8 protein-coding genes and 2 pseudogenes are annotated in these 14,035 nt (G+C 42.4%); 8 read left to right on the forward strand and 2 right to left on the reverse strand.

Going from position 1 to position 14,035, the window contains the following annotated elements:
• Positions 1–188: 188 nt before the first annotated feature.
• From ACUVJL_RS24215 to ACUVJL_RS24250, 8 genes and pseudogenes are all read left to right on the forward strand, one after another.
• Complete coding sequence (locus ACUVJL_RS24215; RefSeq protein WP_445248168.1) at positions 189–1,211, forward strand: phage tail protein; 1,023 nt, start codon at positions 189–191, stop codon at positions 1,209–1,211.
• Between the two features lie 79 nt (positions 1,212–1,290).
• Positions 1,291–2,625: a hypothetical protein gene (locus tag ACUVJL_RS24220; protein ID WP_445248169.1), complete on the forward strand. Its 1,335-nt coding sequence runs from the start codon at positions 1,291–1,293 to the stop codon at positions 2,623–2,625.
• Between the two features lie 59 nt (positions 2,626–2,684).
• A complete protein-coding gene (locus tag ACUVJL_RS24225) occupies positions 2,685–4,205 on the forward strand; it encodes a PDC sensor domain-containing protein (RefSeq protein ID WP_445248170.1) in 1,521 nt (506 codons plus the stop codon).
• Positions 4,206–4,220: 15 nt separating this feature from the next.
• Complete coding sequence (locus tag ACUVJL_RS24230) at positions 4,221–6,395, forward strand: hypothetical protein (RefSeq protein WP_445248171.1); 2,175 nt, start codon at positions 4,221–4,223, stop codon at positions 6,393–6,395.
• Between the two features lie 58 nt (positions 6,396–6,453).
• A complete protein-coding gene (locus tag ACUVJL_RS24235; RefSeq protein ID WP_445248172.1) occupies positions 6,454–9,180 on the forward strand; it encodes a COG1470 family protein in 2,727 nt (908 codons plus the stop codon).
• Between the two features lie 48 nt (positions 9,181–9,228).
• On the forward strand, positions 9,229–10,998 hold the full coding sequence (locus tag ACUVJL_RS24240) for a tetratricopeptide repeat protein (RefSeq protein ID WP_445248173.1): 1,770 nt from the start codon (positions 9,229–9,231) through the stop codon (positions 10,996–10,998).
• Positions 10,999–11,378: 380 nt separating this feature from the next.
• Positions 11,379–11,555 (forward strand): hypothetical protein, encoded by a 177-nt coding sequence (locus ACUVJL_RS24245; protein ID WP_445248174.1) that lies wholly within the window; start codon positions 11,379–11,381, stop codon positions 11,553–11,555.
• Between the two features lie 160 nt (positions 11,556–11,715).
• A pseudogene (locus ACUVJL_RS24250) lies at positions 11,716–12,429 on the forward strand (IS1 family transposase).
• 44 nt (positions 12,430–12,473) lie between these two features.
• Here ACUVJL_RS24250 and ACUVJL_RS24255 read toward each other — a convergent pair.
• Positions 12,474–12,857, reverse strand: coding sequence for a hypothetical protein (locus ACUVJL_RS24255; protein WP_445248175.1), 384 nt, complete (start codon positions 12,855–12,857; stop codon positions 12,474–12,476).
• Between the two features lie 570 nt (positions 12,858–13,427).
• Positions 13,428–13,896: pseudogene (locus tag ACUVJL_RS24260) on the reverse strand (transposase); the annotation flags it as partial.
• Positions 13,897–14,035 lie beyond the last annotated feature (139 nt).

Here is a 14,035-nt window from a genome sequence, read left to right on the forward strand (position 1 = left end):
GTCATGTTTTTTGGCTTAAATCATTGGTAAAAGCTATGTTTCGCCATCACAAGATTGACAAAACTTATATTGCCGAGGCCAGCTCAAATTCACTCATCTTTCTAAATGCTGTTTTCTGACTTTTTCAGCAAGCCCTAATTAAGCAACACCCCAATTACCAATTACCAATTACCCATCTTAATGTTTAAATGACCCAAGCTTTTTTTAGCGAACTCCTAAGTGTTAACCTCATTGCCCAGCGGTTGCCGGAAGCCGATCCAGATACGTTTCCGCTCCAGTCTCGCCCAGCCGAATATGCTGCTGAAAATCAGAGCCTCTTGCTTGTACCCGGAGAACCCAGCGAAATGCTCGTCAAACTGGAAAACTTAGGAACCCTTTCCCTAGAGCTGTCCCTAGAATTAACAGGAGATTTTCCCTTAGATTGGTGTCGCATTGGCGGTATAGAAGGAAACATACTTTCCCCTGGGGAACGGCTGGAAGCAGTTCTTTATTTCCAAATTTCCGCCACCTTCTTTGAATCTCCCTCTGCTCTCAGTGCCGGCCAAGTTCTCAAACTCGATTATGGCGGCCGTTTGGCAGTGTACGGTTCTCAGCCTGGAACCGTGCCACAACTATTAGAAGTCGCGAATTTTAACCTCTACGTCCGCCCATTGACTCGCTACCTAGAATTCCTACCTCAAATTTATCGAGAAATAGATTTTTTAGGACGCTTCTTACAAATTTTTGAAGCAACTTTTGAACCTGACGTTCAAATTCTCGCTAACCTCTGGGCTTATTTAGATCCGCTCACTGCCCCCAAAGGAATGCTAGAATTCCTCGCTTACTGGATGGGTTGGAAAATTCTCCCTTATTTAAATTTGGATCAGCAGAGAAATCTGATTCGCAACGCCCTTGACATTTACCGTTGGCGCGGGACTCGTCGGGGACTCCGCTTCTACCTCCACTTGGCAACTCATTTGCCTTTAGATGAACACCAACCCTGTGAAGATGATAAACATATCGGAATTTATGAATTTTTCAGCCAGGGTTTGGTTTTAGGAGAAACTCGCTTAGAGGTCGATGCCGTTTTGGGTGGAGTGCGTCCCTTTCACTTTACTGTTTGCCTCCGCCCCGATTCAGATCATTTCGTTGATGAACAGTTAGCTCGCACGATTATCGAACAAGAAAAACCTGCTTTCTGTACTTATGACTTATTAATAGCTGCTGGCTAAAAATCAAAAAATTGTTGCCAAGCTCGCCCTTGATAGACCTCAAAGTTATAACACTTTTTAACCGCTATACTTTTAAAATATGAATCAGCACTTTCCCCGACCAGAACCCTTACCTTTGAATCGCCTCTTTGTCGAAGATGGGCTATTATTAAATGCTGAACGGTGGCAGTGCGCTCACACTTACCACCGCCAGCGCCAGAACCTCCACTATCAATCTTTAAATCAACCGGGAATTGTTTGCGGTTTAGGAGTTTCTGTTATTCCCGCACCTGACGATATAGCAGCACAATATCGAGATGGCAGATGGATTAAAATTCAAAGTGGAATTGCGATTGATTTAGTGGGGAATCTTATTATTGTCCCAGAACCAATGGAATTTCGCATTGCTTCCGAGGCAAAAGAACAGCCAATTTTAGTGTATATTGTCATAAGCCATGTCGATCCAGAAAAATTACACCGGAAAGAACCGAAATGTCAGATTCAGGAAACTTTCCGCATTAATGAAAAAATTAGCTATCCTGATGATTTAGAAGTAGAATTGTGCCGGATAATTTTGATGTCCGGTACTGTTCAACTTTCTCAACCCAACCATGTATTTTTCCCCAGTGAAAATCAGGTTGATTTGCGCTACCGCCAACAAGTGACCGCTCGCCCCCAAGGAATTGTTCGCATTGCGATCGCTGCTCAAAATTCTCCTGCAGATAGCGTCATTTCTGCTTATTTATCCGGTTTACTTCAATCTGTGGCTGCACTTTATCCAGCAATGCGAGGCATTGAAGAAGTAGGACAAGTTAACTTAGAAGTAGGAGGGCAGCGCGATCTCCTGTTAGATCACGATCTGCTTTACATCACTTATCAACAATTTATCACTTTGACCGAAGCTGAATTAGAGATATTGAAAGAATACGACCGAACCGGTGGTGTTATATTAGTGGAACTAGATCCGACAACAACTGATTTTAAGGAATTAATTTACGTGCAGAAGAAACTGCAAAGAACTTTGCTTAATTTTGAAGATGACAATGAGATGGCGGGAATTCGGCAGCAGTTAGAGCGAGAATTGATAGAGACTCAAAAATCTATCGATAAACAAATTGAAAAAATCAATTCACAAGTTCAGCAATTGGCTCGTCAAATTAGTTCTTACCAAAAAGAGTCGGGAGTGATTTTTCGCGAACACCCGTTACGAAATCAACCTTTTCTATTCGGGCAATTTCCGCTCGTAGAAAGTCAAGAGGTCAAGATTTTTAATTGGGGCGGTATCGTCTTCGTGATCGGTAATATGTCACCAGCTTGGGGATTATGTAAAAGCTTAAGTCTACCACGAGAGACGATACGAAATGCTCAAGAAATGGGAATTAATATCTTACATTTTGCAGCGCGCAGGAGGCAATTAATGCAATTGCAATTATAAGTTGATAACCGCTTATTCTTAAATATCTCATCTTCTACAGCCATAAGAGTCAGAATACTATGCTTGCCAAGAAATTATCTTTTTTATATTCAGCATGGGAGGGTACGATTAATTCTCTATCAATTCGTTATACCCTGCCACTCATGATTATTACTCCTCTGCTCGTTGGTGTGGGAGCAAGTAGTTGGTTTAGCTTTCAGGCTGGCAAACAAGAGATTGAACATCTGGTAGGTGAAGTGAGTAAAAAATCTACAACAATTATTGAATTAAAAGTTCACAGTTATTTAGAAAAAAATGAGATATTAATGCAATCGCAATTAGCTGCCATTCAAAGCGGGGATTTAAAGCTTGATAACTTTGCAGAGTTACAACGCTCATTTTGGCATCAAGTACAACAGTCAAACCTTTTCACTAATATTTATTTTGGTAATGAAAGGGGAGAGTATATTGCTGTTGAAAAGGAATACCAGCAGACGCTATTAAAATTTAGAGATGAATCAACCAATCAAAAGAGGAATGTTTATCAACTTGATTTTCAGGGCAATCGAGCAAAGCTCCTTAAAAGTGCTCCCAATGAAATTGATTACAATCCTCGCGATCGCCCATGGTATAAGGTTGCTAAAAAAGCAGAAAAGTTAGTTTGGACTCCCATCTATAATAGTTCTGCTACAGATGCTCTTATGATTTCTTTAGTCGTCCCCATTCTGGAGCAAAAAACTGGGAAGTTTCAGGGGGCATTATCAACTGACGTAACTCTTGGAGATCTGAGCGATTTCCTGCGAAAGTTGTCAATCAGTACCACTGGTAAAGCTTTTATTTTAGAGCGAAGTGGCAATTTAGTTGCAACTTCGAGCCAGGAGCCGCCTTTTCAGGTTGTGAACGGCCAACAAGAAAGGCGGAAGGTAACACAAAGCCAAGAGGCTGTCATTCAAGGGACAGGTCAATATTTATTCGATAAATTTAAAACTTTAGAGGCAATTGAAAAGCAAGAGCAGTTCTCCTTTACCTTCGGAGGCAATTCGCACGTTGTTGAAGTAGCTCCTATTAAGGATAACCAAGGACTTAATTGGCTATTGGTTGTTGTAATTCCCAAAGCAGACTTTACTCAAAACATTGATGCCTATACTCGCTTTACCATTATCCTCAGTCTTGCCATTGCCGGGGGAGGGGTTATTTTTGGGCTGTTGATGGTACGCTGGATTAACCAACCCATTCAAGATTTGTATCAAGCAGCCAAAGCCATTGAGTTAGAGCAATTTGATGCGTTAACCTTAGAGAAGGTCGCCTCTCGCGGCGACGAATTTGGAGGTTTAGGCAAAGTGTTTTTAGCGATGGCTCAGGTGATTTATAGTCGGGAACAGAACCTGAAAAAAATGTTGGCCAACCTGCCAAATAAAACTTCTCAAAATCAAAACTCTAAAAGGTTAGCAGTTTCAACGGAGCAATTAGATTACTGGGAAGATTTAATGGTCGAATCTCAAAAAATTCGCCAAAAATTTGATAGTTTTCCTGAGAGCAAAGTTTTGCCCAATCAGCTAATGACTCTACAGGAGAATATCCAAAGGGAAATCAAAGAATAATAGGTCAAGGCTGACATGGCAAATAATCTGATTAGTACCAGTATTTCCACGAAGGAACTTACTTTTAAGCCCGGCGGCTTACCCGCAGTTTTTGAGGTCAATGCCATCAATGACAGCGATCGCTTTGCCAGCTTTCAGTTAGAAGTGCTGGCAGCGGGTGCAGATTCTAAACTAAATCAAAATTGGTATCTTTTGAATTCAGAAGTTTCTACTAAAAAACCGCCGGGAGATTGTACGCAATTTATTGTTAAAATTATTGATACGCCTTTGCCTGGTTTTGTCGGCCAGGTGAATCTGACAGTGCGGGTTTTTTCCATCGAGCTTCAAGATGAAATACGGCAACTTCTGCGTTTAACTGTACAGGAAGGAACAAGCGGAGTTGCTCTACGATTAACCCTCCCGGTGCAGGAATTTCAAGTTTATCCCCAGCAGTTGCTTAAGATTCCCGTTCAAATCTACAATCCTAGTTACCAAGCTGCTAATGCCGTACTGCAGTTGTCTGGAATAGATTCGACCTGGTTAATTGAAGAGAAACAAGTTTTGCACGTTGCACCGCGCGATCGCGTGGAAGCGGTTTTCCTGTGCCAAATTCCTGAAACTACCCAAGCAGCTAGTCAACTTTACCCTTTTACTATTGAAGCAACCCTGACGAATGGTTTATCCTCAAAAGTTGCAGGGAGTTTGTTGGTTTTACCACAAGGGGCGTTGACCTTTAGATGTTCTCCTCAGCAACACCGTGTCCCCTCCCGAAGAAGAGATTTTTGGCGTTCCGATCCAATTACTTACCAACTCAATTTTGAGAACCTGAGCAATATCAGCCAGATTTGCCACGTTGACGTTGAAAGTGAAGAAAAAATCCAATATTCCATTATTCCCGAACAAGTTGAATTACCAATTGGCGACACTAATCAAATGCTCTTAGTAGCAAAAGTTAAGCGACATTGGTTTGGGAGGGTGAGAAACTTATTGATTCAAGTTGTAGCCGAGTTATCCGATCAACGATTGGGAGGGACTTCTCCTCAAAGTGAAACCTTACAGGTTAAGGTATTACCACTCATCCCGAGTTGGTTGCTAGTGGGAAGTGGATTATTGTTGCTTTGGTTAGGTTGGTACTTTTCCTGGCTCAATCCAGACAATCCTTCTTTTGGTCACGAAAAAGCAGTGAATTCTGTGCAATTTAATGGATTAGCAAGCACCTTAGTAACTGGCTCGACTGATGAAACAACTGCTCTCTGGTGGGTTGGTGGTTTTTTTGCTCCTTTGACCAATCAATTCCTGAGTGAAATTGGCAACGCTCATAAAGCAGTCCGAGTTGTGAGATATCGACCTATTGACAATAATATCATCGCAGCCGGATTAGAAAATGGTGAAATTCAACTTTGGGAATTAACCGGAGCAGCGGGGCTAATTGACGCTTTTTATTATCAAAAGGATGACCGGGTACTTGCTCTAGAATTTGCTCCTGATTCTCGCTCAGTGTTCAGCGGTCATGGCAGCGGCTTAGTAATCCAGTGGGAGACAACCTTGCGGCGGGAAGCGATGTTCAAAGGAAGCAAGCGGCGTATGAATAAAAGACAATTTGACTTTGCAGTTTCTGCTCTCAAGCTAATCGGAGATAACAATAATAACTTAGTGGTGGCTGGGCGATACAACCAATTAGTCGTTTGGAATTTATCACGGGATCGCACCTTTGAAGTTCTCTACCCTCTTCTGGGGAGTCAAGACGACTACATCGTAGCTGTGGACACCGCAGAATTGGCTCCTCACATTTTAGCAACGGCTGATAATAAAGGTAACATAATGCTGTGGGATATGCGATCTTGCCTGGAGGGAAAAGGCCCTTGCCAAATGCTCGATCGCTGGTTTCATAGCAAAGAAGGTGAAGCGGTTCGCTCCATCTCTTTGAGTGAAAATGCGTGCTATTTAGCGAGTGGGGGAGATGACGGAAAAGTAACTCTTTGGGCGTTAACTTCCGAAGGAAAACGAGCTAGAGAACTGAAAAACGGGGAAGTGGTTCAAAAGGAAGTTAGCCACTCCTATAATAATAAAAAAATTAACAGTGTTCACCTCAAGTTAGTTGATAGCGAAGTTTTAATTGCCAGTGGGAGCGACGATACTCAAGTGAGAGTTGGAAAAGATAAAAGACGGCAGGATTTAGGTTGCGATTTTAACATCAATATTAAGCGATAGTCCTGAACAGGAAAAACCAGTGAGTTCCCTTTCTACTTTAATTTAACAATAAAAAACTATGGTACAGCAAATTCCTTCAAACAACGGTCATGCTCTGAGCTTGAATGACGCATTCAAGCAAGAAATTAGCACTTCGACCAAACCTCTAGCTATAATTGTTAATCCCTCGAAAAGCACTTCTGTTTTTGCCGGTGAAATCTTTGAACTGCGGGTGACGGTGACGAACCAAGGCAACCAAGGCGCTATTATTAATATTTATATTGATGAAAGTTCAGGGTTGCTGCGGCAGTGGTGTAGTTCCCCTTATGAAAGCTTAGCTCTTGCCAATCATTCCAGCGCTGAAGTTACATTTCGGTTGGCAATTCCCATGAATGCCACCCCTAATACTTACAAATATTTGCTGGTTATTGACGCGCCCCAACACTACCCAGAAGATACGCCCATTCGCCATGAAGCGCAACTTCAAGTGTTACCACCCGTGCAGTCGGCAGTTCGGGTTAACGATCCCACTTTTGCAATTTTACCTGCTACTAGTGCCATCCAACCTGCTGCCATTCAGCCAGGACAACCTCAAGATATAAAAATAGTAGTTTATAACCGTTCCGATCGCGTCGATCGCTTCCGCTTAACTTGTCCCGATCTTCCCTCCAATTGGTTTACAATTACTTATCCAGAAGGACTGGTAGAAGAAGGATTAGTCACAGAACGGGAAAGTTTAGCACTCAATCCCGGAGCCAAAGGACACATCCAATTGCGCTTGCTATTTCCCCTCAATATTAAAGCAGGGAATTACACCCCCGCTTTCTGTTTAAGTTCCGTAAATCACCTAGACTTGGTACTGATGGATGTGGTGTATTTACAAGTTAATCCCATCTATAAGTTAATGCCAGAACTGCAAACGATGATTGCCAAGGTAGGGCAAGAAGCAGGATGGTTTCGCCTGTTGCTTGCTAATTCGGGCAACACGCTGCGGGAAATTAACTTGAGTCTGCTAGAAGGCACAGAAAAGCCAATTTGTACCTATAGTTTCTCTCCAGAACAAGTTAGAATAGGAGCGCAAGCAACCAGTCAAATTGATTTGCGAGTTAAACCAAATAAATGGTGGCGGCGTCCTTGGTTTGGGAAGGGTCTTCCCATTCAATTTTATGTAGAATTTGTAGATACTTACAAACTGCCAGTCCCCGAACGTTTAGAAGGAACATTAATTTGGGAAGCACGCCCTTTGTGGCACTTGATTTTACTAGCTTTAACAGGTATAGGGGTGATTACTTCACTAATTTTCCTAATTTGGTGGTTTTTGTTTCGTCCGCCTACGCCGCCGAAAATAGCAGAATTTGCTTCCATTTCTTCTCTCTATCAAGAAGCGACCGGAGATGCAATTTCTTTGAGTTGGCAGATCCGTAACCCCCAACAATTACAAGCAATCAAAATAGTTGGGATATCTCCTGAAAGTGGCATCGCTCTTAGCTCAGCCGTTTTATATGATTTTAGCCAAGGAATTCCTCGCGAACTCCAAGATTTTTGTAAGTTAGAAAGAGTTTTGAATTGCCAGAATGTCCGCACCGACGCACAGCAAGCGGGAAACTACGTTTTTCAAATGGAAATTTTTGCCAAAAAAGGCGAACAGTTAGCAGATTCCCAGAAGACTAGCACGATTAAAATTGGAGCTTTGGCATTGCCGAAAATTGTGGAATTCAGTTCCACACAACCTATTTATCAAGAAATAGCCAGCGGTTTAGATACTATTTCTCCTAATATTTCAACTGGAGAGGGAGGTGCAGGAGCATCTATTGCCTTAAACTGGAAAATTGCCAATCCCGAACAATTGCAAGAGTTAAAATTAGTTGGCAGACACCTAGACGGGACAGTCATTGCTCCTTTAAAAACCTACAATCTTCTCAACGGAATTCCCTCAGAATTAACCTTATATTGTGACAGTAAAACTAACTTAATTTGTAGGAAAGTCCCAACAAATGTGAGGAAAGCAGGAGACTATATTTTTGAAGTGTTGCTGGTTCCGAAACAGGCTAATAATCAAGTTACTATCTCGCAAAAAACGGAAAATATTAGAATCAATTATTATCAAGCTCCCCTAAGAATTTTAGAACTTGCCGTTAATGGTCAAGAAGCTTTACCCAAATATATTCTGCAAGGAAATCCCCTAAATCCTGCTCGCAACTTTGTAATTTCGTGGAAAGTCGCAGGAGATAAAAATACCAAAGTTGAATTGCTGCCTAGTCCGGGAACAGTTAGTTTGGAAGGGGCAATTTCTTATCCCATCAGCCAGCAAGTAGGCAGCGAAAGGATTACCCTGTTAGTAACAGGAATTTATGGTCAGAAATTGAGTAGAACTGTAACCATTGAAAAAGTATCGCCTCCCTTGAATCCACCCTCAAAACCGGATGTAAAAGGCGTACTGCCGCGTCCTCTTTCACCTCAAGGAACTGACAGTGAAAAATTGCCTGCGCCCAAGCAGAGGAATCTGCCAATAGCACCAGGGGAGGCGGGAAAAAATTCCTCTATCTTTGCGCCTGCTGCTCCACCAAGCCCCTCCTCATTGCTAAGTTTACCTAAGCGAAATATAGCAACCCCGCCGCCGGTAATTCAGGGCAATCCGCAGCCAAACAACCTTTTTTCGTCGCCAAGTTTACCTAAGCTAAATATACCAACGCCGCCACCACTAATTCAGGGTAATCCGCAGCCAAACAACCTTTCTTCCTCAACTCCTTCCCCAACTTCTTCCATGCAGCCCTCACCAATGGAAATTCCTCCTCAGTTTGATTGAATGCCAATAACCTCATTCAGCTTTAATAGTGAGCAATTCGCGATAGTTATGAAAAGTATTTTAGCTTGGCTCAGTGCAGTAAACGTAGTTCTAAATATCAGCTTGCAACCGCAGCTTTCAGTAGCAGAAACTGCCCCTATAAATAATCCAGACACGCTTTCCCAATCTGTTCCTATTACTGGAGATTTTAAATATTATTTTTCTCTCTGCAGCGTTTTGCGGAGTCAACACAAATATGAGGCAGCTTTGTCAGCTTGCAATCAGGCGATTAATTTTAAAAAAAGAAACGCAACTCTGTGGGCCGTCCGCAGCGATATATTGTTGAATCTAGGGCAATATGAGGAAGCATTAGTATCAAGTTTAACGGCTCTGCAAATCCGTTCTCAGGATTCGCTAGCCCTGACACAGCAATGCCGATCGCTTTCAGCATTAGGTCGGCAAGACGAGGCGATCGCCGCCTGCGACCGCGCTCTAGAGGTCAATAAAAATTGGGGTGAATTTTCGCCAACTTTAGCATGGATGAGCCGGGGGTTAGCGCAGGAGCGGAAACAACAGTATCCTCAAGCCTTAGAATCTTTTGAAGGAGCGTTAAAACTAGAAGGGCAAAATTCTTTTGCTTTAGTAAGCCGCTGCCGAGTGCTGTCAGAAATTAGGCAATACGAAGCTGCAATCGCGACTTGCGCTCGCGCTTTACAAGTGAATGAGAATTGGGGGGAAAGTTTTCCCGCTCAAGCTTGGTTTTGGCGGGGGTTTGCTTTCAGCCGTTGGGGGCAAGTCCCAGAAGTCTTAGGGAGTTGTTCCTCAACCGAGACTGCCTCACCAATGACCACGGTTTTGACCAATGAATGTGTTAAGAAAAATCGCCAGGAGCGCTGGGAAGCAGCGATTAATTCCTATGAACAAGCGACCGCGAATGCTCCGTCGTTGGCAATAGCTTGGGCGCAGCAAGGGGCAAATTTAAATCAATTAAACCGCTATACTCAGGCCCGCAGCGCGTTAGAAACAGCGTTGACAATCAGCCCGAATTATGCCTTTGCTTTAGTGAATTTATGTGCAGTACTCAACAAGTTAGGCAATTATCAAGAGGCTTTAAATGCTTGTGAGAAAGCATGGCAAGGAGATGGCAAATGGGACGAAAGCGGACCAGCTGACGCTTTATTAGAGCGGGGTCAAGCACTGGCAGGATTGGGCCAATTTGAAGAGGCCCTAGCGTCTGCCGATCGCACCCTGAGTTTGAGGCCAAACTGGGCCCTCGCTTGGAATGCGAAAAGCGTCATCCTTTGGCAAGCGCAAAAATACGCAGAAGCGCTGCAAGCAAGCGATCGCGTCCTTGAGCTCGCCCCAAACTATTTTCAAGGGTGGTTTAATCGAGGGGGAATTCTCAACGCCATGCAGCGCTATCAAGAGGCGGTCGCAGCTTACGATCGAGCGCTCGCCGGCGATCTTAGTTTAGTCCCTGCGACTTCCCTCGCCTCTGTTTGGGCAAATCGCAGTGCTGTGTTGTGGCGCTTGGGGCAGTATCCGGAGGCGATCGCCTCTGCCAATCGCGCGATCGCCACCGATCCGAATTCTGTATCAGCTTGGTTCAACCGAGGGTTATCTTTAGAATCAATGAAGCAGTACGAAGAAGCTGTGAATTCCTATCAGCGAGCCCTCCGCCTCGATCCGAAGCTGGTCGGCATTTGGGTTGCCAAAGGAATGGCCTTCTTCCACTTAAAGCGTTATCAAGAAGCACTCAATGCTTTTGAAGAAGCTCTTAAAATCGATCCTAACTATTTGCCTGCAAAACAAAATCGGGATTTACTTAGGGCTTACTGAATAAGTGTTCAGGGGGCGATAATGAGGCTAAAATGCTTGCCCTATAAGCTTTATGGCTCTCAATTCCTTCTGATAATTTTTTTTTTATTGCGAACAAAGCTCAGCATGGACTCTACCCACTCCTGACAGGAGTCAAAAGCTATTAGCCAATTTTCGCCATACAAATCAACCCAAAAGTTGCTATGTCTTCTTCTAGTTCTACCCGTCTTTTGAAGACGACAAACATATTTCTCTTTTCCCTGAAGCTTATACCAATTTCATAAAATAGTCGTACAGTTAGTAAAAATGCATTTTGTAAGTTAGTAGCCAAATAGAGGTCAAAATAATGTCAGTCGTGGGTCAAGATTGTAATTCGATAAACCGCAGCAGAACTGAAAACTTTGCTGTGCCGAGAGAAAGATGCTGTGCGCTACGAAAAACTGCTTCTTCTGTATTGGCTCAAAACCCAAACAGTGGATAGTGTATTGTCTGCTGCGGTGCGACGCACGGTAAGCATCGTACCACAAGACAAAGATGGTTGTCTAGCTACCGAACTGGGGGAAGAGAAGAATTATTAGGCCAGAACTATCGTCCGGGTCGGTCTAGAATAAGGACTCCAGAAACTGTAGAGAAATTATCAGAAGAGTTAAACCAAGTAGAAGGATTGGCGTTGCTGAACTAAGGTATGATTAGTTCAAAGAGAAATTGGCCAAAACAATTAACTAAAAGTCAAAGCCTATGAAATGTCCTGAATGTAAATCAAGTCATGTCAATAAAAATGGCCATAAAACAGAATTATCTTTGTGTTGAGTGTGGTAGGCAATTCATAGAATGCTACCAACCCCATAAAGGTTACTCTCAAAAAGTTAAGCAGGAATGCCTAAAGATGTATGTTAATGGTATGGGTTTTCGAGCAATAGAAAGAATCAAAGGTGTTCATCATACAACAATAATTAATTGGGTCAAACAGGTGGGAGAACTTCTGCCAGAGGCTTACGAACCAGACACAATCCCCGATGTCGGAGAACTAGATGAATTAGAAACATTTATTGGCTCAAAAAAAACTTGCATCTGGTTGTGGACAGCAGTAGACCACTTCAAAGCAGGTATTTTAGGATGGGTTTTAGGGAATCATAGTGCCCAAACATTTAAACCTTTATGGGAGAGCGTTGAGAAATGGAAATGCTATTTTTACGTAACAGATGGCTGGAAAGTTTATCCCATGTTTATTCCCGATGGTGACCAAATCATCTCTAAAGCTTATATGACTTGCAGTTGAAGGTAAAAATACAAGATTCAGACATTATTTGGCTCGATTAAAGAGAAAAACTCTTTGTTATTCTCGCATCCGAAGAAATGCTCAAACATTCAATTCGTTTACTAATTCACTACCTCAAATTTTCGGACGTTCCCATTCCATATTCAAGTAATTATTTAGATACTCGGATTTGAACGCTATTCGTCTGAACTGCCAGGGACTGTCGTTTGATCATATCTCAATTCAGCAACGCCTCAAGATTATAGCCTCCTGTTTTACAGTCCTTAAACATTGCTTCAATACCACTGGGACATTTAAACGCTGTTACAGCTTGTTTCAATGTGCCGATATTTGTGAGTAAATACCAGCCTTCATCTTCACCGCTATCTCGATATTTGCGTTGCCAATAACCAGCGACATCAAACAAGCCAAATCCTTTCTGTTTTGTGACTTTAACTCCCGGCAAATAAAAGCTCGTACCTGGTACTAAACCACACTCGCTCAGCCGCTTAAATTCCTTTCCTTGTTCTTGAATATATCCTCCCAGTTTTATTCTTAAAACAAACTTGATATTCTTTTCACCGAGCCAACTTGCCAGCTTAACGCTCCCAAATTCACGCATCTCCTAAAAGGACAAATTTATAATTTTTTAGCAGACCAAGAATGGGGGAGATTAAGCTTTGTTGTTCTCGGAGGTTGCTACAGCCTCGCTTGGGTAATATCTGCCAGTACAATGGTAAAGCTCTCTTGTCCCAAATCAGGCTAATCATAAACACATTTTTATCTCGCCACTGCGTTCTATCAACGGCGACCTTCAACTCTTATTTCTTTTTAAATTGAGTTTTCAAGATATATTTAATCAGAGGAAACCAAAGCTTTTCAATATTGAGGATAGGTAGCTTAAGAAATCGTTGAATAGAACGTCGTCGGCTCTCAAACATGATGGGGTATGGCATCAATGTTGCCAATAGCTCAATACTCACTTGTTTATGGATTTGGAGCAGAAAAACTAAAATTGTCAGAGTCAAGTATTCGGCGTTTTTGAGCTGCCGTTGGAAACAAATTTGGTAAAATGGAGGTAACATTTTTAATAGATGGGGCTTCTTAACAATACTGACCCCATCTTTTTTTACCATAAATCGGTCAAAATCCCGTCAGATAGGGGTTTTGACGGTGTTGTCACCCCGTCAGCTATACTTACTTCTTCTATTTGCTCTAATACCTCTTTACCCCATCCGAGCAGCACTTCCCTAATTTCTTCTTGTTTCCTTCCTGCCAATATCCCAATTAGCTTAGACTTCTCTAAATCTATTAATACTGCACAGTAATTTCCTTTTCCTTTTATTACAGCTATTTCATCTATCCCTAATCTCTTCAACTCGCTAGGCTTGGCTTTCAAGTATTCTTTCGATGCGTCTTTTAACATCCTTTCTATTTCTTCTGTTGTCACCACCCCTTTTTTCGCTACGAATAAGGATATCGTTCTCTAACACTTCTTGGATTATTGCTCTTCCTAGCCGTTTCGTATAGGTTCTTCTTTTTCTGACAAACTCCCACTCTTCACTAAATGGCTTGACACATTTTTCACACTTAAACTGTCGTCGGTTGATTTCTAAAAATACGAAGTTCTCTCCCCAAGGTAAATCTTTGACTAGGTATCTAGGACTTACGCATTGACAGAATAACAAAATAGTGCATTGATAAAGATGGGTCGTTTACTTTCTAGGTATCGGACAATCAGAGAAATTACTAAACCATCGACAGCACAATGCAATCTAGACCTCTACACCTTATTTTTGC

The organism is Microcoleus sp. OTE_8_concoct_300 (genome assembly GCF_031383065.1).
GTDB lineage: Bacteria > Cyanobacteriota > Cyanobacteriia > Cyanobacteriales > Microcoleaceae > Microcoleus.

What these genes read in the sequence shown, in the direction of transcription:
- ACUVJL_RS24220 (WP_445248169.1), top strand. Translation starts at nt 1,291, where the DNA reads ATGAATCAGCACTTTCCCCGACCAGAACCCTTACCTTTGAATCGCCTC.
- ACUVJL_RS24255 (WP_445248175.1), bottom strand. Translation starts at nt 12,857, where the DNA reads ATGCGTGAATTTGGGAGCGTTAAGCTGGCAAGTTGGCTCGGTGAAAAG.
- ACUVJL_RS24240 (WP_445248173.1), top strand. Translation starts at nt 9,229, where the DNA reads ATGAAAAGTATTTTAGCTTGGCTCAGTGCAGTAAACGTAGTTCTAAAT.
- ACUVJL_RS24230 (WP_445248171.1), top strand. Translation starts at nt 4,221, where the DNA reads ATGGCAAATAATCTGATTAGTACCAGTATTTCCACGAAGGAACTTACT.
- ACUVJL_RS24225 (WP_445248170.1), top strand. Translation starts at nt 2,685, where the DNA reads ATGCTTGCCAAGAAATTATCTTTTTTATATTCAGCATGGGAGGGTACG.
- ACUVJL_RS24215 (WP_445248168.1), top strand. Translation starts at nt 189, where the DNA reads ATGACCCAAGCTTTTTTTAGCGAACTCCTAAGTGTTAACCTCATTGCC.
- ACUVJL_RS24235 (WP_445248172.1), top strand. Translation starts at nt 6,454, where the DNA reads ATGGTACAGCAAATTCCTTCAAACAACGGTCATGCTCTGAGCTTGAAT.